Here is a 20,309-nt window from a genome sequence, read left to right as displayed (position 1 = left end):
GACAGCGATGCAGCTCGGTCTCATCGGCCTGGGCAAGATGGGCGGCAACATGCGCGAGCGGATCCGCCGCGCCGGCCACACCGTCATCGGCTACGACCGCAACCCCGAGGTCTCCGACGTGGCGAGCCTCGCCGAGCTGGTCGACAAGCTCGAGGCGCCGCGCACGGTGTGGGTGATGGTGCCGGCCGGCGCCGCCACCCAGTCCGTGGTGGACGAGCTCGGCGAGCTCCTCTCCCCCGGTGACACCGTCGTCGACGGCGGCAACTCCCGCTGGACGGACGACGAGAAGCACGCGGCGGAACTCGGCGCCAAGGGCATCGGCTTCGTCGACGCGGGCGTCTCCGGCGGGGTGTGGGGCCTGAAGAACGGCTACGCCCTCATGGTCGGCGGCGACAAGGAGCACGTGGACCGGCTCCAGCCGATCTTCGAGGCGCTCAAGCCCGAGGGGCCGTACGGCTATGTCCACGCCGGCAAGGTCGGCGCCGGGCACTTCTCCAAGATGGTCCACAACGGCATCGAGTACGCCATGATGCAGGCGTACGCCGAGGGCTGGGAGCTCCTTGAGAAGGTCGAGTCGGTGGACAGCGTGCGGGAGGTGTTCCGCTCCTGGCAGGAGGGGACCGTCATCCGTTCCTGGCTGCTCGACCTCGCGGTCAACGCCCTCGACGAGGACGAGCACCTGGACAAGCTGCGCGGGTACGCGCAGGACTCCGGTGAGGGCCGGTGGACCGTGGAGGCGGCCGTCGACAACGCGGTGCCGCTGCCCACGATCACCGCGTCGCTGTTCGCCCGGTTCGCGTCCCGCCAGGACGACTCCCCGCAGATGAAGATGGTCGCGGCGCTGCGCAACCAGTTCGGCGGGCACGCCGTCGAGTCGAAGAAGTAGGCGCGCCATGGGGGATCTCCTTCTGGTCCGCCATGGTGAGACGGAGTGGAGCGTGTCGGGACAGCACACCAGCTGGACCGACCTGCCCCTCACCCAGCACGGCGAGGAACAGGCCAAGTCGCTCGCTCCGCTCCTGTCCGGCCGGACCTTCTCACTCGCGTTGACCAGTGAGCTGGGCCGCGCGATACGCACCGCCGAACTGGCGGGCATCACCGGGGCGGTGACCGACCCCGACCTCCACGAGTGGGACTACGGCGCCTACGAGGGCGTCACCACGGTCGACATCCACCGGACCCGGCCCGACTGGGACCTGTGGACCGACGGGGTCCCGCCCGGGCCCGAAGGGCACCCCGGGGAGTCGCCGGAGCAGATCGGCCGGCGGGCCGACCGGGTCCTCGCCCGCGTCGACGCCGCCCTCCCCGACGGGGATGTGGTCCTCGTGGCCCACGCCCACTTCCTGCGGGTCCTGACGGCCCGCCGGCTGGGCCTGACCCCGGCGGAAGGGCGTCTGTTCCAGCTCGCGACCGGCACGGTGAGCCGGCTGTCGACGGAACACGACCGGCCGGTGATCGCTGAGTGGAACACGAGGGCCTAGCACGGCAGTTGTGGACGGCCCGGGAGCACCGACTCCCGGGCCGTCGCCGTCCGTGGGGCCAGTTGACACCGTGACGCGGGCGTTGGAGAGTCACGGCTGATGGAGATCGACAACCTGACCCCGGCCGAACTGCGGGTGTGGCGTGCCTTCCCGAAGGGCGAGGCCGTGGACTTCCGTACGGCGGAGGGCGAGGACGTGGCGGGCGGCGCCGGGTGGGGCGGCGAACGCACCGTGCGGGCCTCCGTGTTGCGGGCGCTGATGCTCAACGGACCCCAGGAGGATGGGGAGATACCCGCGCTCAAGGTCGCGGGTGCCCGGGTCACCGGTGTGCTCGGGTTGCAGTACGGCACCGTCGAGCACGCCGTACGCCTCAGTCACTGCTTCTTCGACGACACACCCCTGCTGTACGGCTGCCGGCTGCGCCAGTTGAACCTCAGCGGTTCCGTGCTGCCGGGGCTGACCGCCGCCACCCTGCACGTGGAGGCGGTGCTCCGGCTGACGGACGCCCGGGTGAACGGCCCGGTGCGGCTCGGCGGAGCGCAGATCGCGGGGGCCCTGTTCATGGACCGCGCCGAGATCACCGCGGTCGACGCCGGGGAGCCCGCGCTCCAGCTCAACCACATGAGCATCGGCGACGACCTGTGGGCCCCGGGCCTGCGCGCCCACGGCGAGGTCCGTCTCAACGGCGCCACCGTCGCCGGCTCCGTCAACCTCAACGACGCGCGGCTCAGCCACCCCGGCGACATCGTCCTGGACGCGCAGACCCTCGTCGTGGAGGGCGACTTCCATCTGCGCCGGTCGCACGCCTTCGGCTGGATCGGCCTGCGGGGCGCCCGGATCGCGGGCCGGCTCGACTTCTCGTACGCCCATCTGTCGAACCCGGGCGACGCCGCCCTCAGGGCGAACAGCTCCACCATCGGGGAGCTGTGGCTGCGCAAGGGGCCGCCCGTCGAGGGCACCCTCAGTCTGCGTCGCGCGCAGATCGACGACCTGTTCCTGGAACCGGAAGTGGTGCCGGAGGAGGTGCAGTTCAACAAGCTCGTCTACACCTCGCTCACCCCGCAGGAGCCCGCCGAGCGCCGCCTTCCCATGCTGGAGCGCGACCGGGAGGGCTATGTCCCGCACGCCTACGAGCAGTTGACGGCCGCGTACCGCCGGATCGGCGACGACCACGCCGCCCGGCTGGTCCAGCTCGCCAAGCAGCGCCGCCGTCGCGCGACGCTGCCCTGGTACGGACGGCTGTGGGGCCACGTCCAGGACGCCGCCGTCGGCTACGGCTTCCACCCGCTGCGCGCGGGGGTGTGGCTGGTCTCCCTGCTGGCCGTCGGCTCGGTCGCGTTCGGCCTGCACCATCCGCCGCCGCTGAAGGCGGGCGAGGCCCCGCACTTCGACCCGGTCTTCTACACCCTCGACCTGCTGCTGCCGGTGATCTCCTTCGGCCAGGAGGGCGCCTTCGCTCCGCGGGGCTGGTACCAGTCGCTGTCGTACGCCCTGGTCATCGCGGGCTGGATCCTCGCGACGACGGTCTTCGCCGGGGTCACCCGGACCATCAACCGGCAGTGATCCGGGGCTGCTCGGGGGTGCCGGCCGCGGCCGCCAGTTCGGCGATGTCCGCGAGCATCCGGGCCGCGTCCGGCTCCCGCCCCGTGAACAGCCGGAACGCGTCCGCGGCCTGGAAGGCGGCCATCCCGCCCCCGTCGAGCGTGGCGCAGCCCAGCGTGCGGGCGGTGCGCAGCAGTTCGGTCTCCAGCGGGCGGTAGACGACCTCGGCGACCCACAGCTCGGGGCGCAGCAGGCCGGCCGGCAGCGGCAGTCCGGGATGGGCGGCCATGCCGGTGGGGGTCGCGTGCACGAGACCGTCGGCGTCGGCCAGCAGCGGGGCCAGCCGGTCCGGGCCGGCCGCGGCCGCGCGTCCCTCGCCGAAGTGGCCGTTCAGGGCGGCGGCGAGGGCGGCGGCCCGGTCGGCGAGCGCGTCGACGACCGTGACCCGCCCGGCGCCCAGGGTGAGCATGGCGTGTGCGACGGCCGCCCCCGCCCCTCCGGCGCCCAGTTGCACGACCCGGTCCAGGGGCACGTCGGGCAGCCCGCGCGCGAAGGACGCGGCGAAGCCGGTGACGTCCGTGTTGTGCCCGGTCGCCCGGCCGTTCTCGAAGACGACGGTGTTGACCGCGCCCAGCGCCTCGGCCTGCGGGCTGAGCGCGTCCAGGTGCCCGATGACCAGCTGCTTGCAGGGGTGGGTGATGTTCAGCCCGTCGAAACCGAGGTCGCGGGCGGCCCGCACCAGTTCGCCGACCGCCTCGGGGCGCACACCGAGCACGTCGATGTCGATGAGCCGGTACAGACAGCGCAGGCCCTGCCGGTCCGCCTCCCGCTCGTGCAGCGCCGGGCTCAGCGAGGGGCCGATGCCGGCGCCGATCAGTCCGACGAGAAACGAGTCCCTGGCCACGCGACCTCCTGAGCCGAGCACTAATGTACGAACCAGTACGTTAGCTATATCAGCCGGACGGCCGCCGGGGAAGAGCGGGGCGGCGCCTTCTAGAATCTGCGGCACCGGCCGCTCTCCCGAAGGAACCCGATGACCAGCGTCGACGAACCGGCACGACCCGGCGGGCGGATCCGTGACGCCGCCCGCACCCAGGCCGAGATCCTCGACGTGGCCACCCAGGAGTTCGCGCGGGCCGGCTACGACGGCGCCCGCGTCGACGAGATCGCCGCCCGCACCCGTACCACCAAGCGGATGATCTACTACTACTTCGGCGGCAAGGAGCAGTTGTTCACCGCCGTCCTGGAGCGGGCGTACGGCGTGATCCGGGAGGCGGAGCAGGAGCTGGACGTCGAGCACCTGGACCCGGTCGCCGCGATCCGGCGCCTCGCGGAGCTGACCTTCGACCACCACGAGCAGCACCCCGACTTCATCCGTCTGGTCAGCATCGAGAACATCCACGGGGCCGAGCACATCGCCGGCTCCGAGAAGCTCGGCAGGATCGGCTCCCCCGCGCTCGACGTGATCCGCCGCATTTTGGCCTCGGGGCAGGAGTCCGGCCTGTTCACCGCGGACGTGGACGCGGTCGACCTGCACGCGATGATCAGCTCGTTCTGCTTCTTCAGGGTCGCCAACCGGCACACCTTCGGCGCCCTCTTCGGCCGCGACCTGGTCGCCCCGGAACAGCGCGAGCACTACCGGGCCATGCTGGGGGACATGGTGATCGCGTATCTGACCGCGGAGCGTGCGGCGGACTGAGCCGGGCCCGGTACGACCCCTTGACACGCCGGACATGCGGGCGCAACATCCTCCGCAACCGCTACTAACTATCCAGTGGGTTAATTAACTGGATAGCTCCCGGAGTCCCCCCGAAGGAGCACCCCGTGACGCCCACCGTCGCCCCCCGCGACCCCGCCCAAGCCGCCGGGCAACCGAAAAAGGCCGCCACCGCCGCCTGGATCGGCAGCGCCCTGGAGTACTACGACTTCTTCATCTACGGCAGCGCCGCAGCCCTGATCTTCCCGAAGGTGTTCTTCGACGAGTCCGACCCGGCCACGGCGACCCTGCTGTCGCTGGCCACGTTCGGGGTCGCCTACGCGGCCCGGCCGGTCGGCGCGCTCTTCCTCGGGCATGTCGGCGACCGGGTCGGCCGCAAGAAGATCATGGTGTTCACGCTGGTCCTGATGGGCCTGTCGACCTTCCTCATCGGCTGTCTGCCCACCCGCCACCAGGTCGGCGCCCTCGCCCCGGTCCTGCTGGTGCTGTGCCGGGTCCTCCAGGGCATCTCCGCGGCCGGTGAGCAGGCCAGCGCCAACTCCATGAGCCTGGAACACGCGCCGGCGCACCGGCGGGGCTTCTTCACCAGCTTCACGCTCAGCGGCACCCAGGGCGGGCAACTGCTCGCCACCCTTGTCTTCCTGCCGGTCGCCGCGCTGCCCGAGGAGCACCTGCTGTCCTGGGGCTGGCGGGTGCCGTTCTGGCTGAGCGTGGCGGTCGCCGTGGTCGGCTTCGTCATCCGCCGCAAGCTGGACGAGACACCGGCGTTCGAGCAGCAGGCCGCCTCCGGCGAGGTCGTGAGGCTGCCGCTGGCGGTGCTGCTGCGGGAGCACTGGGCGGACGTGCTGCGGGTGATCGGGGGCGCGCTGATCGCGTCGGTGTCCACGATCTTCACGGTGTGGGCGCTGGCGTACGCGACGAGCGACGCGGTCGGGATGAGCCGTTCCTCGATGCTGTGGGTGGGCGCGCTGGCCAACCTCGTCGCGCTCGCGGCGATCCCCCTGTGGGCCACGCTGTCCGACCGCATCGGGCGCCGGCCGGTCTTCCTGGTCGGGGCGGTGGGCAGCGCGGTGACGATGTTCCTGTACCTGTGGGCTGTCTCCACGGGCAACTACCCGCTGACGCTGCTGCTCGGCATCGTCGCCTTCGGTGTCGTCTACAGCGCCGCGAACGGGGTCTGGCCGTCCTTCTACGGCGAGATGTTCTCCACCCGGGTCCGGCTGTCGGGCATGGCGGTCGGCACGCAGATCGGGTTCGCGGTGGCCGGTTTCGCGGTCACCTTCGCGGCGCAGATCGCGGGGCCGGACGGCACCGACTGGTCCTCGGTGGCCCTGTTCACCGCGGCTCTGTGCGTGCCGCCGGTGATCGCGGCGCTGACGGCCCGCGAGACCCACAGGGTCGCCACGGAGGACCTCGGCTCGCGTACGCCCCGGGAGGTGCCCCGTCCGCAGAAGGTGACGGCCTGACCCCGCCCGTCGCGTCTACCGGTTGGACCAGCTCCGCGTGCACAGCACCAGCCGGTAGCCGTCCGGGTCCTGCACGGTGACGCCCCACTCGTTCCAGTACGGGTTCGGCGAGAGCACCCGCTTCCCGCCGTGCGCCTCCAGCCGGGCGACCAGGTCGTCCGGCACCGGCCCGTCGACGTAGACCACCAGGAGATCCTCCTCGGTGGGGCGGGGTTCGACGGGCCGGCCCCGCTCGTGCACCAGCTCCAGGTGCCAGCCGGCGTCCGGCCACCCGAGCATCAACAGGTCGTGCTCACCCGGTTCGGAACCGCCCTCCGCACGCCATACGACCCCCAGGCCGAGCCCTCCGGCCCAGAACCGCTCGGCGGCGGCCAGGTCCCGGGAGGGACGGGCGATGCGCAGGTGACTGTGACCGTTGACGGGCATGGTGTCCTCTCCCTGGATGTGCCGGTCAGCGTAGGCGACCGCCGTTCCCTGGCACATCGGCCGTCCGCCCTGCGCCCGGGGTCGTAGGACCGGCGGACGGCGGTGGCCGGTGCGTGCGGTCGAGGACGGGCGAGTTCCTGGCGGCGGGCGGCGCGGGTGGGCGGATTCCCCGCGCCGGCCATACGCGTACGCCCCCGGCTCGCGGATCCGGCGGACAGCGGCGAGCCGGTCAGCCGGTCAGCGTCCCGGTGGGGATCCCGTACGCGCGTTCCACCCGCAGCCGCAGCACCAGTCGCCGGTCGCGGACCATCGCTGCCCGGTAGTCGTCCCAGTCGGGGTGTTCGCCCTGGACGTCCCGGTACAGGCGGACGAGTTCCTCGACCGTGTCGTCGTGCGGGTCCTGGGCCACGGGCGTGAGCTCGGCCGTGCCCTCGGCGACGGTGTACGCCCACCGGTCCGCCGTCGTCACGTGGTACGAGGCACGGGGATCCCGGCGCAGATTACGGGTCTTGGCGCGGTCGTCGGTCAGGGAGACCCGGATGATCCGCTCGTCGGGGTAGTAGGCGTGCGTGACGTTCGACAGCTGGGGGCGGCCGTCGCGCTTGAGGGTGGTCAACACCCCGCCGTGGCTCTCGGAGAGCAGTCGGAGCAGTGCGTCCTGTGTCGCGTCCTCGGTCATGACTCGGTCAACCGGCCCGGCCCGGCCGGGCATTCCCGCGCCCCCGGATTCCCGGCAGACCCGCAGCTCGTCGCGGTTTTCTGAGCGACGATGATGTCTGAGGCGGTCCGGGCCGGGTAGGTCGGTCCGCACCTCGACGCTGCGACGGAGGAGAGCGATGGCACAGCTTCGACAAGAGGTCGATCCCGGTGAGGTGGGACTGGACGAGAAGGCGCTCGACCGCCTCGACCGGCACTTCGCCCACTATGTCGACGAGGGCCGCATACCCGGCTTCCTGGTGTCCGTCGCCCGCGGCGGACGCGTCGCCCACCTCACCACGCACGGCCACCGTGACCTCGCAGCCGGCCTGCCGGTCGAGGCCGACACCCTGTGGCGGATCTACTCGATGACCAAGCCGGTCACCTCGGTGGCCGCCCTGATGCTGGTCGAGGAGGGCAGGCTGTCGCTGGACGACCCGGTCGCCGAGTACCTGCCGGCGTTCGCGCGGCCCCGCGTCTACGTGGACGGCTCCGGCGACGACGTCACGACCCGCCCCGCGGACGGCCCGGTCCTCATCCGGCATCTGATGACCCACACCGCGGGCCTGACCTTCGCCTTCTACCACTCCCACCCGGTCGACGCCCTCTACCGGGAGGCCGGCCTGGAGTCGTCCGTGCTGCCCGGCTCCGACCTCGCGAAGACCGTCGACGTGTACGCGAGCCTGCCGCTCCAGTTCGAGCCGGGCACCCAGTGGAACTACTCGGTCGCCTCCAACGTCCTGGGCCGGGTCATCGAGGTCGCGTCCGGCCAGACCCTGGACGCCTTCTTCGCCGAGCGCGTCTTCGGCCCGCTCGGGATGACCGACGCCGGCTTCTGGGTGCCGGACGAACAGGCGGACCGGCTGGCGGAGTTGTACGGCGAGAAGGACGACGGCTCCATCGAGCCGGTCCCCGGACTGCCGCTGCGTGGCCGCCCCCGCCTGCTGTCCGGCAGCGGCGGCCTGGCGGCGTCGGCGTACGACGTCCACCGGTTCGCGGAGCTGCTGCGCCGCCGGGGCGAACTGGGCGGCACCCGCCTGCTGTCGGCCGCGACGGTGGACCTGATGACGTCCAACCACCTCCCGGGCGGCGCCGACCTGCGCGCGTTCGGCACCAAACCGGCCCACGACGAGCCCGGCAACGACGGCGTCGGCTTCGGCCTCGGTGTCTCGGTGGTGATCGACCCGGCCCGCACCCTGGCACCCTCGACCGCCGGTACCTTCGGCTGGAGCGGGGCGGCGTCCACGACGTTCTGGGTCGACCCGGTCCGCGATCTGACCGTGCAGTTCCACACCCAGGTGCGGCCGAAGACGCTGAAGCTCTTCCCCGACCTCAAACGGCTGGTCCACGAGGCGGTCGTGGCGTAGGACCTGTCCGACCGCCCGGTGGGCCGTGCCGCCTACTGGTCGACGCGCAGCGTGAAGTGCACGCCGCCGCGGGCCAGTTCGCCCAGCCACTGCTCCGAGCGGGCCGCGGTCTCGGCGGCACGGTTCAGTCCGGCCGGGAGCGAGCCGTCCAGGATGTGGCCGACGCCCAGGGCGAGGGTGCGGGAGACACAACGGGCCATGGCGCTGTCCTCGTCGTCGCCCACCAGGTCGAGGAGGTAGCCGCCGGACCAGGTGCGGCCGTCCTCGGCGCGCACGTCGAGGGAGACGGCGAGGACGACCCGGTCGCGGTCGGCGTCCGTCGTCGGGTACGTGGCCGCCAGCTCCCGCGCCAGGGCGGCGATCCGGGTGTCGTCGCCGGTTCGCAGCTCCTCGAAGACCGGCTCCCAGGCCCGCAGCCAGCCGTCCAGACGCAGGGTCCCGCGCACGAAGGTCCGCGGTGTCCAGGCGGCCGGCAGCCCGTACTGCTCGACGAAGGGGACGCTGTCGCGGTTGGGGTAGACCTCGAAGGTCTCACCGTCCACGACATGCCGCCGGGTCGCCTCCCAGGGGCGCCCGGCGGTGACCGGGGTGCCGTGGTCGATGTAACGGGCCGGTGAGCGCAGGGCGTTGAGGACTCCGGCGGGGGCCCAGCTGAAGCGGTACCTGAACTCATTGGGGACGGCGGGCACACCGCCGCAGTAGGAGGTGAGGTGGTACGACGCCGGTGTCCCGTCACCGATCGCCGCGCGGGCCCGGGCGACGAGGCTGTGCGCGAAGAGGTGGTCGACGCCGGGGTCGAGGCCCGCCTCGGTGAGGACGACGAGCCCCGCGTCCCGGGCCGCCGGCACGTGGTCGAGGACGGCGTCGGACACATAGCTGGAGCAGGCGAAGTGGGCCTGCTCGCGCACGCAGGCGGCGAGGATCCCCGCGTGCTCGGACGCGGGCAGCATCGACACCACGACGTCACCGGGCGCCAGTTCGGCCGCGAGCGCGGACAGCGTCCAGGCGCGGGGCGCGGCCCGTCCGCCCAGCCGCAGCCCTTCGAGGGCCTGCTCCGCCCGCTCCTCGGTGCGGTGCCACAGCAGCACCCGGTCGGCCGTGTCGCACAGCGCGGCCAGACCGCTGCCGGTGGAGAGCCCGGCGCCGATCCAGTGGACGGTGCCGGTCGCGGGTACCAGGTCAGTCACGGTGGAACTCCCCGTCCTCGATGCCGAGTTCACGGCACGCCTGGTGGAACCGGTCCAGAGCGCGTCCCCACGGGCCGCCGGCCCCGAACTCCAGCAGCAGGGGCAGCAGGGAGCCCGAGAACCCGACGCTGGACTCCTCGGGGAGCAGGGACGGCAGGTTGTCGATGGCGATCAGGTCGAGCGGGGGTTCCTTGTGCAGCCGGCGGACCGGCTCGGCCCACTCGGTGGTGCGGTCGTAGACCGGCAGGACGTTCAGAGGGGAGCCGACGTCGCAGGTGACGTCGGAGAGGGTGCGCAGCCGGCGGGCCGGGTCCTCCAGATCCGCCTCGCGGACGAACGGCGGGATCGGGCTGGTGGCGAGGACGCAGTTCACCAGCACGTCGTGGGCGAGCAGGGCCGCGCGGTCCAGGTCCCGGGTCTCGTCGAGGTCCCAGCAGGTGGGCTCGATCCCGGCGGCCCGCAGCGCGACGCGGGCACCCCGTCCGCTGCGGCCCAGCGCCCCGATCACCAGCGCCGTGAACTCCTCGTCCCCGGCCACGGGCCGCAGCGCCTGCTCCAGTTCCTCCTGCGAGGTGGGTGTGAGGGGCGCGGACAGCCTGCCCCGGTGCTGGAGCACGGCCAGGGCCGCGCCCAGGTAACCCGCCCAGTAGCCGAAGGCGGCCAGCCTGCGGCCGTGGTCGTCGACCAGGTACTCCAGGTCGAGGAGGGCCCCTCCCCCGGCGGCGAACCGGCGCAGCAGGTCGCGGGCGCCCGGCTGCTCCTTGTAGGCGTGCCCGAAGAAGACGTGCCGGTGCGTCAGGGCGGCGGGCTCGTCGGGGAGTTCCTTCAGGCCGACGACGACGGCGTCCTGCGGTGCCCGGGAGGCCCACGAACCCGCGGGGGCCACACCGCAGCCGGCCGCCTCGTACTGCTCGACCGGGAAGATCCGCTGCGGTGACTCCTCCACGGTCACCGTCACGCCGCTGTCGACGAGGCGCCGGGCGTCGGACGGCACGACGGGCGTGCGCCGCTCGGTGGAACGGACCTCGTGGCGCAGCCACAGGTGGAGCTCGGTCATACGCGGTTGGCCTCCGGGCGCGGGGCGTCGGCCGCGAACCGGCCGGCGCTGAGCGGGCTGATGTCCACGAAGGGTACGCGGCCGAGGTACAGGTCGCGGACGACCTCGCCGACGGCCGGTCCCTGGAGGAACCCGTGGCCGGAGAAGCCCGTCGCGTACAGGAAGCGGGAGACCGAAGTGGCCTCGCCGATCAGGGCGTTGTGGTCCGGGGTGATCTCGTACAGGCCGGCCCAGCCGCCGGTGCGGCGCAGGTCGAGCAGGGCGGGGGCGCGGTGCCGCATGGCCTCGGCCAGACGGGGGATCCAGCGGTCGTGCGGGGCGGTGTCGAAGCCGGGCCTCTCGTCGGGGTCGGACATGCCGAGCAGGAGGCCGGGGCCTTCGCCGTGGAAGTAGAGGCTGGTGGTGAAGTCGATGGTCATGGGGAGGGTGGGCGGCAGTTGCGGGACCGGTGCGGTGACCGCGATCTGGCGGCGCAGCGGCTCGACGGGCAGGTCCACGCCGGCCATCGCGCCGACGGCCCGCGACCAGGCGCCGGCCGCGCAGATCACCGTGGAGGTGGCGATCCGGCCCCTGGTTGTGACGACGGCCGTGATGTCCTGGCCGCGCACCTCGATGCCGGTGACCTCGGTGTGCCGCAGGACGGTGGCGCCGTGGCGGCGGGCGTCGGCCGCGTAGCCGTGGACGACGGATTCGGGGGTGCAGTGGCCGTCCTCGGGCGAGAAGACGGCGGCGAGGAGGCCGTCGGTGGTGATGAGCGGGGAGAGCCTGCGCGCCTCGGCCGGGTCGATCATGCGGCTCGGGACGCCGAGGGAGTTCTGGAGCCGGACGCTCGCCTCGAAGGAGGCGACCTCCTCGGGCGTCGACAGCAGGAACAGGTACCCGACCCGGTGCAGCCCGATGTGCTGCCCGGTGTCTTCCTCGAAGCGGCCGAACGCCTCCAGGCTGCGTGCCCCGAGGCGGATGTTGAGCTCGTCCGAGAACTGCGCCCGCACCCCGCCCGCCGCCTTCGAGGTGGAGCCGGAGGCGAGTTCGTCCCGCTCGACGAGGACCACGTCGGGGACGCCCGCACACGCCAGGTGGCGGGCGATGCTCGTGCCCATGACGCCGCCGCCGATGACGACGACGTCGGCCGTGCGCGGGGTCATCGGTACTCCCCTTCACCCCCGGCGGTCAGGACAGGTGGGCCACCGCGTCCAGGTGGGGCAGGTGGTGGTCCATGCGCTCCCGCTTGGTGCGCAGGTAGGTGATGTTGCTCTCGCACGGTGTAATGAGCAGCGGCACCGTCTCGGAGACCTCGATGCCGTGCCGTTGCAGGGCCTCGCGCTTGCGCGGGTTGTTGGACATCAGGCGGACCGAGTTCACGCCGAGGTCGTGGAAGATCCCGGCGGCGACGCCGTAGTCGCGGGAGTCCACCGGCAGGCCGAGCGCGAGGTTCGCCTCGACGGTGTCCAGGCCCTCCGCCTGGAGCGCCATCGCGCGCAGCTTGGCGAGCAGGCCGATGCCCCGGCCTTCGTGGCCCCGCAGATAGACGACGATGCCGCTGCCCGCCTTGACGACGGCCCGCAGCGCGGCGTCGAGCTGGTCACCGCACTCGCAGTGCTGGGAGCCGAACGCGTCACCGGTCAGGCACTCGGAATGCAGTCGCACGAGGACGTCGTCCGCGCCTATGTCGCCGTGGACCAGGGCGACTTGTTCGTCACCGCGGTCGTGATCGAGGTAGCCGATCGCCTGGAATTTCCCGTACACGGTGGGCAGCGGGGCATTCACCACGCGTTCCACGCCGGTGCGCTGTGGTGCCTTCTTGCCGAGGACGCCAACTTTGTCTGTCATGATCTGTTTCCTAAGCAGAGACGAAAGGCCGTGAAAAGATGAGCGGTTCGGGAATGCGGTCGACGGCGTACGGTCTGTTGCCGGCGGACACTACGGAGGACGTACGGACACGGGGAGCGGGCGTCTCAACGCAGGTCGCCGTCCTTCCGGTCGGGAGCTTCGAACAGCACGGTCCGTACCTGCCCCTGGCGACCGACACCCTCGTCGCCTGTGCCGTCGCGCGGCAGATCGCCGCGGCGTACCCGGTGCACCTCCTCCCCCCGGTGACGGTCTCCTGCTCGCACGAGCACGCGGCCTGGCCGGGGACCGTCAGCATCTCCGCCGTCACCCTTCACTCGGTGGTTCGGGACATAGCCGCCTCGCTGCGCCGCTCGGGCGTCGAGGCCCTGGTCGTGGTCAACGGGCACGGGGGCAACTACGTGCTGGGCAACGTCGTGCAGGAGACCTCCGCCCGCGGGGAGCGGATGGCGCTGTTCCCGGCCGCGGAGGACTGGGAGACCGCCCGTACGGAGGCGGGAGTGCTCACCTCGCTGCTCACCGACATGCACGCGGGAGAAATCGAGACCTCCATTCTTCTGCACGCGCACCCGGAATGTCTGCGCCCCGGTTACGAGACCTCCGATTTCGTCGCGGACGACCGTCGTCATCTCCTCACCCTCGGCATGTCCGGTTACACCGATTCCGGTGTCATCGGGCGCCCTTCACTGGGCACGGCGGAAAAGGGGAAAGCCTTGTTGGAGAGCCTCGCGGCATCCTTCGGGACGTATTTCTCGATGCTGACGGAATCCGACGCCGGGTGAGTCGTCGCCGGGCGCCGCAGACCCTGGTACCAGCGGACGACCAGGACGGCCGCGCCCGGCAGGCTCGCCACGAAGCTGAGGACGCCGTACACGATCGCCGTCGCGAGGCCGGCTCCCGCGCCGAGGCCCATGGCGGCGAACGCCCAGGCGGTGACGCCCTCGCGGGGGCCGAACCCGCCGATGTTCAGGGGCAGTCCCATGGCGAGCAGGGCGAGCACGGCCAGCGGCAGCAGGACGGCGACGGAGGCCCCGGAGCCCGCGATGCGGGCGGCGAGCACGAACATCCCGAGGTGTCCGGCGAGGACGACGACCGAGGAGAGGGCGACGCCGGGCCAGTTGCGGCGGGACAGCAGTGCCTCGCGGGCCTCGCCGAGGGTCGAGCCCAGGGCCCGCCCGGGGCGGTGGGGGCGGGTCCGGTTCATCCGCAGGGCCACAACGACGGCGAGCGCGCCGAGGGCGGCGAGGCCGGCCAGGGGGGCGAGGTGGCGGGCCTCGGCCAGCACCGGGGAGTCCATGGTGAGCAGCACGGCACCGCCGACGACCGCCAACGCGATCTGTCCGGCGACCCGTTCGAGGACGACGGCCCGCACTCCGCGGCCCATGTCGCCCGCGCTCTGCCCGTGCCGTACCGCGCGGTGCACATCGCCGAGCACACCGCCCGGCAGGGCCGCGTTCAGGAACAGGGCCCGGTAGTAGTCCGCCACGGCCTCGCCGAGCGGCAGCCGGATGCGCAGCCCGCGGGCCACCAACTGCCAGCGCCAGGCGCTGAAGACGGTGGTCAGGACGCCGATCGCGAGGGCCGCCAGCAGAGCGGGAGCGTCGATCCGGCGCAGCCCGTCCAGGAAGACGCCGGTGCCGAGGCGCCACAGCAGGAGAGCGAGGATGGTGACGCCGGCGACGGTGCCGAAGTGGGTGCGCAGCGCGCGGGAGTTCAGCACCGCGCGCAGACCGGTGCGCCGGCGGGGCCGGGCCTCGGCCACGATCACACCGATCCGGTCCCGGGAGACGGCGGCCTCGGTGAGGTCCGCGGCGGGCACACCGGCCGCTTCGAGGATGTCGGCCCGGGCCACCAGCGCCTCGGTCCGTGCCGTGAGCACGTCGTCCCGGGTCCGGACCACCTCGGCGCGCAGGGTGCGGGCCCGGTGGGAGAGGGGGGCAGGACCGGCCGGTTCCGCGGGTCGCCGTACCGGCAGACCTGCCTCGGTGCGGGCCGGCTCCGGCCGCACCGTCTCCACGCTCATGACGCTCCGCCCGTCGGACGGGACAGCGCCAGCAGGTCGCTGTGGTGGACGACGGCCTTCAACTCACCGGCGCGGCACGCCTCCAGACGCTCCCGGAGGTAGGGCTCGGCGCGCTCCTTCAGTTCGGGGCGTTCCTCGACGGCCGCGCCGACCCAGCCGCGCAGCCACTGCGCGGTGAGCGCGGACTCGGCGGGCCCCAGACGCCAGGCGCTCGGGTGCAGGCGTACCGTCGCGCCCCGTTCGGAGAACGCCTCGCAGGCGACGGTGACGGCGTCGGGGCCGAGCAGTGCGCCGCGCCGCTGGTGGGCGTTGAACGCGTCGGCGATCTCCTCGTCCAGCGGGTCGGCCGGGTCGAGTTCGACGCGGCCCGCCACGGACAGGGTGAGCAGGGCCGGGCAGCCGGCGCCCGTGCAGGCGGCGGCGAGGGTGTCGATCTCCTCGCGGGTCAGCACGTCCAGGAGGGCGGAGGCCGTCACCAGAGAGGCGCCGGCGAGGGCGTCCGGGGTGAGCAGGCCGACGTCGCCGCGCCGTGTCTCCACGGTGACCCGGCTGCCGTCGGCCGCGGAGCGCGGGGAGGCGACGGCCGCGAAGTGCAGCAGGTAGGGGTCCCGGTCGTGCAGGATCCAGTGCTGGGGGCCGTCCAGGCGGGGCGCCAGCCAGCGGCCCATCGAGCCGGTGCCGCAGCCCAGGTCGTGGATGACCAGCCCGGCCTTGCCGGGCAGGTTGGCCAGCCGGATCCGCAGCGGGTCGAGCAGGTCCGTCGCCCGGGCGGCCGCGTCGGGCCCTTCCCGCAGCTCCAGCCACTCGGGGGCGTACCGGGGAGCGTCGTCGGGCCCCGCGTCCCGCAGGCGTACGGTCGGACGCTCACCGGGGCGGGTGCTGGGACCGGCACCGGGGATCACCGAATCCGTGTCGGAGGGGACACCGGCCTGCATCGCCACCTCCCGGGGGCCCGGCTGGGCCGGGATCCTGCCGCTCTGCTCGGTCGCCGTCTTCCTCATGCCGCCCTCCTGGGCTCGCTGGGGAGCCGGCCGAGCACCCCGGCCAGGCTGCGGGCGGTGGTCGCCCAGCCGTCCAGGGCGGCCCGCCGGCCCCGGGCAGCCGCCTTGAGCCTGCGCCGTACGTCCGCCTCGCCGAACCAGCCGCGCAGTTCGGCGGCGAGGGCGGCGGGGTCCTCCGGCGGCACGAGGATGCCGGGCACCCCGCCGTCGGGCGCGCGGCCGACCGCCTCGGCCACTCCGCCGACGTCGGTGGCCAGCACCGGGATGCCGCGGGCGAGGGCCTCGGTGACCGCCATGCCGTAGGTCTCGGCGTAGGAGGTGAGGACCATCAGGTCGGCGGCGTGGTAGCTGGCGTCGAGCTCGGCCCCGGCCTGCGGTCCGGCGAGGTGCAGGCGGTCCTGGAGGCCGTACTTCTTGATGAGCGTCCGCAGATGTGCGACGTACTCGGGGTCCTGGGTGATCCCGCCGACGCAGACGCAGCTCCACGGCAGGTCCTGGGCGCCGGCCAGGGCCTCGATCAGCCGGTGCTGTCCCTTGCGGGGGGTCACCGCGGCCACACACAGCAGCCGGGAGACACCGTCGGTGCCGGAGGCCAGCGGGGCGATGTCGGCGCCCGGGGTGGCGACGTGGACCCGCTCGGGGGCGAGGCCGTGGTGGGAGACGAGGCGCCGTACGGCCCAGTCGCTGGTGGCGACCACGGCGGACACGGCCCGCAGCACCTCGCGTTCCCTGGCGTCCAGTTCGAGGGCGAGTGCGGGTTCGAGTCCGGTCTCGTCGCCGAGCGGCAGGTGGACCAGGACGGCGAGGTGCAGCCGCTGCGCCTCGGGGACGACGATCTCCGGGACCCCGCAGGCCACCAGGCCGTCGACGAGGACGACGGTGTCGTCGGGCAGGTCCCGCAGGGTGCGGGCCAGTTCGGTACGGGCCGCCGCTCCGGGGCGGGGCCAGCTCCCGGCCACCGCGTGCCGCTCGACCTGCCAGCCGAAGCCGGGCAGGTCCAGGCAGACCCGCCGGTCGTAGGCGTTGCCGCCGCTCGGCGCGGTCGGGTCGTCCACGCCGCCCGGCATCACGAAGTGCACGGAGCGCAGGGACATCGGGATGATCTCGGCCTTCTTGAGGGCGGTGTGCTGCACGGGCACGTAGTCGAGTGTGGCCGTCCGCCCGGTGGTCATGTCGGTCACAGGGCACGCTCGTAACTCGCCCAGGCGACATGCGACTCGTGCAGGGTGACGGTCAGGCCCGCGAGGCCCTTGGCGCCCTCGCCGAGCGCGCCCTTCTCGATGCGTTCGGCGAGCCGGTCCGCGATGACCTTCGCCAGGAACTCCGTGGAGGTGTTGATCCCGGCGAAGTCGGGTTCGTTGTCGAGGTTGCGGTAGTTCAACTCGCTGACGACGGCACCGAGTTCCTGGGTGGCCAGTCCGATGTCGACGACGATGTTGTCGTCGTCCAGCTCTTGGCGCCGGAAGGTGGCGTCCACCAGGAACGTCGCTCCGTGCAGACGCTGCGCGGGCCCGAAGACCTCGCCGCGGAAGCTGTGGGCGATCATGATGTGATCGCGGACGGTGATGCTGAACAACGGACGACCCTCCAGGTGCGGCGCGTCTGGTCCTCCGGCTGATCCCTGCCGGGGGATGCCGTGTAGTACGGCTCTCCGCTTCCCCGCGTTCAGCCGGATCTCACTCTTTTCTCAGGTCAGGCGCTCTTGCCGTACCTCACGAGGTGACAGAGGGCCGGAATCTCCCCACTGGCCAGCGCGGGCATCACCTCCGGCAGTTCTTCGAACGCGCTTTCCCCCGTGATGAGGGCGTCGAGCGCCGGATCGGCCAGCAGCTCGAGGGCGAGGGCGAGCCGGTCGCCGTAGCTGCGGTTCGCCCGGGCCGGGGAGACGGTGCCGACCTGGCTGCTGCGGATGACGAGGCGCCGGGAGTGGAAGGCCTCGCCGAGCGGGAGGGCGACCTTCCGGTCGCCGTACCAGCTCAGTTCGAGGGCGGTGCCCTCGGGCCTGAGCAGTTCCAGCGAGCGGGCGAGGCCCTGTTCGGTGGCGCTGGCGTGGACGACCAGGTCGCAGTCGCCGAGGGCGTCCGCGGGGACCGCGAAACCGACGCCGAGGGCTTCGGCGGTCGCGGCGCGGGCCGGGTCGGCGTCCACCAACTGGACCCGCACGCCGGGGAAGCGGGCCAGGAGCGCGGCGACCGAGCTGCCGACCATGCCGCCGCCGACCACCGCGATCCGGTCGCCCACCAGGGGCGCCGCGTCCCACAGGGCGTTCACGGCGGTCTCGACGGTGCCGGCGAGGACGGCCCGCCGGGCGGGCACGTCGTCCGGTACGACCGTCACGGCGCTCGCGGGCACTACGTACCGCGTCTGATGCGGGTACAGACAGAAGACGGTCCTGCCCTTCAGCGCGGCGGGCCCCTCCTCGACCAGCCCCACGCTGAGGTAGCCGTACTTCACGGGACCGGGGAAGTCGCCCTCCTGGAACGGTGCCCGCATGGCCGCGTGCTGGCTCTCGGGGACCCCGCCGCGGAACACGAGTGTCTCCGTGCCCCTGCTGACTCCCGAGTACAGCGAGCGGACCAGCACCTCGTCCTCGCCGAGGGCCGGAAGGGGAGCCTCCCGTATCTCGCCCTCACCCGGGGAGCGGAGCCAGAACGCGCGTGCGGCGGGCTTCATCGAGAACCTCCTGAACGATCGGCAACCCGTGCACGTACCTCGTTCACGTACCGAGATGTGCACAGGCCGCGCACAGTACGCGGCCTTGATCGACTCTGTCATCTGGCCGGAGGAATGTGCGGTGGCCCTGAACAACACTTACGAGGCAAGGCTGGTCCAGCAGGAGACCGCTGTCGGAGCGGGCGTGCAGATCCTGTTGCTGGCCCTGCTCGGCACGGCGATCGGCATGGGGCCGGCGGGCTGGCTGACCGGCCTCGCCTTCGCCGTCGCCACCTGGGCCGTGCTCTCCAGGGCGCTGCACCGCACCCGGCCGCGGTCCTTCGGACCCGCCAACCGGGTGACGCTCGGCCGGGCCACCCTGGTGGGCGGGGTCACGGCCCTGGTCGCCGACTCCTACCAGGACTCCCCGCCGGTCACCCTCTTCGTCGGGCTGACGGCAGTGGCCCTGATCCTCGACGGCGTCGACGGCAAGGTGGCCCGCGCGACGGGCACGTCGACCCCGCTGGGCGCGCGGTTCGACATGGAGGTCGACGCGTTCCTGATCCTGGTGCTCAGCGTGTACGTGTCGATGTCCCAGGGCCCGTGGGTCCTGCTCATCGGCGCCATGCGCTACGGCTTCGTGGCCGCGGCCCGCGTCTGGAACTGGCTCAACGCCCCGCTGCCGCCGAGCATGGCCCGCAAGACGGTGGCCGCGCTCCAGGGCATCCTGCTGCTGGTGGCCGCCTCCGGGTACCTGTCGTTCGCGGCGACCTTCGGTGTGGTGGCGCTGGCCCTGTCCACGCTGGTCTGGTCCTTCGGCCGGGACGTCCTGTGGCTGTGGCGCACCCACCGCGCGGACCAGGCGGCGGTGGAGGAACTCCTGGACCTGGTCCCGACACCGGCCCCGCAGGTCGTGGCGTCCTGAGGTCGGGGCGGGACATCGGAAGACAGCCCGACGCCCGCACCGCGAGGCTCCGGCGTCCGAGGCATGGCGCGACGGCCGCCGGCGACCGCCCGCCAGGACCGCGGTCGGGGCAAACGGAGGGCAGCCCGACGCCTGCTCCACAAGCCGCCGGCTCCCGAGAGAGCGTGGCGTGAGAGCGGCCGCCGGTCACGGCGCCCTCCCAGGCGGGAGGACCCCGGCCGAGGCAACGGAAGGCGGTCCGGCGCGTGCACCGCGAGCGGCCGGATCCAGAGGGGCAGCCCCTCGGTGGCCGGGGACCGCACGGCGGCTCACGCGGTGACCGTGGGACGGGGCGCGGCCGGGAACTTCCGAAGCCGACCTCTGCATCCGCACCGGAGCCGGTCGCCCGCTGAAGGGGGCTCAGCCTTTCAAGCGGAAGACTTCCGGGGCTGATCCCTGACACCCGCCCCGCAGGCCGTCGGTCAGCCCTTCAGGGGTACCCGGTAGACCGTCGACTCCCGCTGGCGGAAGCCCTGGCGCTCGTACAGCCGGTTGGCGGCCGCCCGGTCGGGGCGGGAGGTCAGGTCGACGGTGCGGGCCCCGGCTTCCCGGGCGAGCCGGATGGCCTCCCTGATCAGCAGTCCGGCGATGCCCTGGCCGCGTGCCTCGTGGTCGACGATCACATCCTCGATGCGGGCCCGCAGTCCCGCGGGCGCCGGGAACATCACGAGGGTGAGGGTGCCCACGACCGACCCGGACGTGGACCTGGCGAGCAGCATGGTGTTGGCGTCGCAGGCCAGGATGCGGCCGAGCGCGGCGAGGTCGAGGGCCTCGGCCGTCGAGGACAACTGCGGCAGCATCCGCGCGAAGGCGTCGACGAGTTCCTGGTCGGCCTCCCGGGCGATCTCCACCCGGATGTCCTGAGTCTCCATGGGGTGGACC

General features: G+C 72.8%; 20 protein-coding genes and 1 pseudogene. 8 read left to right on the top strand and 13 right to left on the bottom strand.

Going from position 1 to position 20,309, the window contains the following annotated elements:
* Positions 1-7: 7 nt before the first annotated feature.
* The 3 genes from gnd (at position 8) to AOJ26_RS09650 (ending at position 3,044) form a co-directional block, all read left to right on the top strand.
* The gene (gnd, locus tag AOJ26_RS09660) at positions 8-886 is read left to right on the top strand and encodes a phosphogluconate dehydrogenase (NAD(+)-dependent, decarboxylating) (protein WP_053847836.1); all 879 of its coding nucleotides are present in this window, start codon (positions 8-10) and stop codon (positions 884-886) included.
* A 7-nt stretch (positions 887-893) separates the two neighbouring features.
* Positions 894-1,481, top strand: a complete 588-nt coding sequence (locus AOJ26_RS09655) for a histidine phosphatase family protein (RefSeq protein ID WP_053847796.1) — start codon at positions 894-896, stop codon at positions 1,479-1,481.
* Between the two features lie 99 nt (positions 1,482-1,580).
* Positions 1,581-3,044 (top strand): hypothetical protein, encoded by a 1,464-nt coding sequence (locus AOJ26_RS09650; RefSeq protein ID WP_053847795.1) that lies wholly within the window; start codon positions 1,581-1,583, stop codon positions 3,042-3,044.
* Here AOJ26_RS09650 and AOJ26_RS09645 read toward each other — a convergent pair.
* Positions 3,031-3,927 (bottom strand): shikimate dehydrogenase, encoded by an 897-nt coding sequence (locus AOJ26_RS09645; RefSeq protein ID WP_053847794.1) that lies wholly within the window; start codon positions 3,925-3,927, stop codon positions 3,031-3,033. The two genes, AOJ26_RS09650 and AOJ26_RS09645, sit on opposite strands and share 14 nt — an antisense overlap.
* Positions 3,928-4,056: 129 nt before the next feature.
* On the opposite strand from AOJ26_RS09645, the gene AOJ26_RS09640 reads away from it, so the two are divergent.
* Positions 4,057-4,722 carry a TetR/AcrR family transcriptional regulator gene (locus AOJ26_RS09640; RefSeq protein WP_053847793.1) on the top strand — a complete coding sequence of 222 codons (666 nt, stop codon included), beginning with the start codon at positions 4,057-4,059 and terminating at the stop codon, positions 4,720-4,722.
* 125 nt (positions 4,723-4,847) lie between these two features.
* Positions 4,848-6,206 (top strand): MFS transporter, encoded by a 1,359-nt coding sequence (locus AOJ26_RS09635; RefSeq protein ID WP_053847792.1) that lies wholly within the window; start codon positions 4,848-4,850, stop codon positions 6,204-6,206.
* Between the two features lie 15 nt (positions 6,207-6,221).
* Here the strand turns inward: AOJ26_RS09635 and AOJ26_RS09630 are convergent, their stop codons facing one another.
* A complete protein-coding gene (locus tag AOJ26_RS09630; protein ID WP_053847835.1) occupies positions 6,222-6,632 on the bottom strand; it encodes a VOC family protein in 411 nt (136 codons plus the stop codon).
* Positions 6,633-6,861: 229 nt separating this feature from the next.
* On the bottom strand, positions 6,862-7,311 hold the full coding sequence (locus tag AOJ26_RS09625; RefSeq protein WP_053847791.1) for a PPOX class F420-dependent oxidoreductase: 450 nt from the start codon (positions 7,309-7,311) through the stop codon (positions 6,862-6,864).
* 157 nt (positions 7,312-7,468) lie between these two features.
* Between AOJ26_RS09625 and AOJ26_RS09620 the strand changes: the two genes are divergently transcribed.
* Positions 7,469-8,695, top strand: coding sequence for a serine hydrolase domain-containing protein (locus tag AOJ26_RS09620; protein ID WP_053847790.1), 1,227 nt, complete (start codon positions 7,469-7,471; stop codon positions 8,693-8,695).
* A 32-nt stretch (positions 8,696-8,727) separates the two neighbouring features.
* Here AOJ26_RS09620 and AOJ26_RS09615 read toward each other — a convergent pair whose 3' ends face one another.
* Genes AOJ26_RS09615 through ribA form a run of 4 tightly spaced genes read right to left on the bottom strand, consistent with a single transcriptional unit; the run spans position 8,728 to position 12,769 of the window.
* Positions 8,728-9,882 (bottom strand): saccharopine dehydrogenase family protein, encoded by a 1,155-nt coding sequence (locus AOJ26_RS09615; RefSeq protein ID WP_053847789.1) that lies wholly within the window; start codon positions 9,880-9,882, stop codon positions 8,728-8,730.
* Positions 9,875-10,939, bottom strand: a complete 1,065-nt coding sequence (locus tag AOJ26_RS09610; protein ID WP_053847788.1) for a saccharopine dehydrogenase — start codon at positions 10,937-10,939, stop codon at positions 9,875-9,877. Before AOJ26_RS09610 ends, AOJ26_RS09615 begins: the two co-directional genes overlap by 8 nt.
* Positions 10,936-12,084, bottom strand: coding sequence for an NAD(P)/FAD-dependent oxidoreductase (locus tag AOJ26_RS09605; RefSeq protein ID WP_053847787.1), 1,149 nt, complete (start codon positions 12,082-12,084; stop codon positions 10,936-10,938). The genes AOJ26_RS09610 and AOJ26_RS09605 overlap by 4 nt, the downstream gene beginning before the upstream one ends.
* Positions 12,085-12,109: 25 nt before the next feature.
* On the bottom strand, positions 12,110-12,769 hold the full coding sequence (gene ribA, locus AOJ26_RS09600; RefSeq protein WP_053847786.1) for a GTP cyclohydrolase II: 660 nt from the start codon (positions 12,767-12,769) through the stop codon (positions 12,110-12,112).
* A gap of 38 nt (positions 12,770-12,807) precedes the next feature.
* Here ribA and AOJ26_RS41690 point away from each other — a divergent pair, with 38 nt between their 5' ends.
* Positions 12,808-13,569, top strand: a complete 762-nt coding sequence (locus AOJ26_RS41690; RefSeq protein ID WP_078959816.1) for a creatininase family protein — start codon at positions 12,808-12,810, stop codon at positions 13,567-13,569.
* Positions 13,570-13,682: 113 nt separating this feature from the next.
* Here AOJ26_RS41690 and AOJ26_RS44305 read toward each other — a convergent pair.
* The 5 genes and pseudogenes from AOJ26_RS44305 to AOJ26_RS09575 form a co-directional block, all read right to left on the bottom strand.
* Positions 13,683-14,810 (bottom strand): annotated as a pseudogene (locus tag AOJ26_RS44305) (lysylphosphatidylglycerol synthase transmembrane domain-containing protein); the annotation flags it as partial.
* Positions 14,807-15,811 (bottom strand): class I SAM-dependent methyltransferase, encoded by a 1,005-nt coding sequence (locus AOJ26_RS09590; RefSeq protein ID WP_053847785.1) that lies wholly within the window; start codon positions 15,809-15,811, stop codon positions 14,807-14,809. The pseudogene AOJ26_RS44305 and the gene AOJ26_RS09590, both read right to left, overlap by 4 nt.
* Positions 15,808-16,992, bottom strand: a complete 1,185-nt coding sequence (locus AOJ26_RS09585; protein ID WP_053847784.1) for a glycosyltransferase family 4 protein — start codon at positions 16,990-16,992, stop codon at positions 15,808-15,810. Before AOJ26_RS09585 ends, AOJ26_RS09590 begins: the two co-directional genes overlap by 4 nt.
* The gene (locus AOJ26_RS09580) at positions 16,989-17,387 is read right to left on the bottom strand and encodes a 6-pyruvoyl trahydropterin synthase family protein (RefSeq protein ID WP_053847783.1); all 399 of its coding nucleotides are present in this window, start codon (positions 17,385-17,387) and stop codon (positions 16,989-16,991) included. Before AOJ26_RS09580 ends, AOJ26_RS09585 begins: the two co-directional genes overlap by 4 nt.
* A 116-nt stretch (positions 17,388-17,503) precedes the next feature.
* Entirely contained in the window at positions 17,504-18,484 is a 981-nt protein-coding gene (locus tag AOJ26_RS09575) for a zinc-dependent alcohol dehydrogenase (RefSeq protein WP_053847782.1), read from the bottom strand.
* A gap of 121 nt (positions 18,485-18,605) precedes the next feature.
* Here AOJ26_RS09575 and AOJ26_RS09570 point away from each other — a divergent pair, with 121 nt between their 5' ends.
* Positions 18,606-19,388: a CDP-alcohol phosphatidyltransferase family protein gene (locus tag AOJ26_RS09570; protein WP_053847781.1), complete on the top strand. Its 783-nt coding sequence runs from the start codon at positions 18,606-18,608 to the stop codon at positions 19,386-19,388.
* Positions 19,389-19,849: 461 nt separating this feature from the next.
* On the opposite strand, the gene AOJ26_RS09565 is transcribed toward AOJ26_RS09570, so the two are convergent.
* Positions 19,850-20,299 carry a GNAT family N-acetyltransferase gene (locus AOJ26_RS09565; RefSeq protein WP_053847780.1) on the bottom strand — a complete coding sequence of 150 codons (450 nt, stop codon included), beginning with the start codon at positions 20,297-20,299 and terminating at the stop codon, positions 19,850-19,852.
* Positions 20,300-20,309: the final 10 nt, after the last annotated feature.

Source organism: Streptomyces sp. NRRL B-24085 (assembly GCF_001282115.1).
In the GTDB taxonomy this organism is placed as follows: Bacteria; Actinomycetota; Actinomycetes; order Streptomycetales; family Streptomycetaceae; genus Streptomyces.
The sequence above is the reverse complement of the archived record's forward strand: the minus strand, read 5'-3'. Positions and strand labels throughout refer to the sequence as shown.

Coding starts and splice junctions, on each gene's coding strand:
- gnd (WP_053847836.1), top strand. CDS start 8: ATGCAGCTCGGTCTCATCGGCCTGGGCAAGATGGGCGGCAACATGCGC.
- AOJ26_RS09655 (WP_053847796.1), top strand. CDS start 894: ATGGGGGATCTCCTTCTGGTCCGCCATGGTGAGACGGAGTGGAGCGTG.
- AOJ26_RS09650 (WP_053847795.1), top strand. CDS start 1,581: ATGGAGATCGACAACCTGACCCCGGCCGAACTGCGGGTGTGGCGTGCC.
- AOJ26_RS09640 (WP_053847793.1), top strand. CDS start 4,057: ATGACCAGCGTCGACGAACCGGCACGACCCGGCGGGCGGATCCGTGAC.
- AOJ26_RS09630 (WP_053847835.1), bottom strand. CDS start 6,632: ATGCCCGTCAACGGTCACAGTCACCTGCGCATCGCCCGTCCCTCCCGG.
- AOJ26_RS09625 (WP_053847791.1), bottom strand. CDS start 7,311: ATGACCGAGGACGCGACACAGGACGCACTGCTCCGACTGCTCTCCGAG.
- AOJ26_RS09620 (WP_053847790.1), top strand. CDS start 7,469: ATGGCACAGCTTCGACAAGAGGTCGATCCCGGTGAGGTGGGACTGGAC.
- AOJ26_RS09610 (WP_053847788.1), bottom strand. CDS start 10,939: ATGACCGAGCTCCACCTGTGGCTGCGCCACGAGGTCCGTTCCACCGAG.
- AOJ26_RS09605 (WP_053847787.1), bottom strand. CDS start 12,084: ATGACCCCGCGCACGGCCGACGTCGTCGTCATCGGCGGCGGCGTCATG.
- ribA (WP_053847786.1), bottom strand. CDS start 12,769: ATGACAGACAAAGTTGGCGTCCTCGGCAAGAAGGCACCACAGCGCACC.
- AOJ26_RS41690 (WP_078959816.1), top strand. CDS start 12,808: ATGAGCGGTTCGGGAATGCGGTCGACGGCGTACGGTCTGTTGCCGGCG.
- AOJ26_RS09590 (WP_053847785.1), bottom strand. CDS start 15,811: ATGAGGAAGACGGCGACCGAGCAGAGCGGCAGGATCCCGGCCCAGCCG.
- AOJ26_RS09575 (WP_053847782.1), bottom strand. CDS start 18,484: ATGAAGCCCGCCGCACGCGCGTTCTGGCTCCGCTCCCCGGGTGAGGGC.
- AOJ26_RS09565 (WP_053847780.1), bottom strand. CDS start 20,299: ATGGAGACTCAGGACATCCGGGTGGAGATCGCCCGGGAGGCCGACCAG.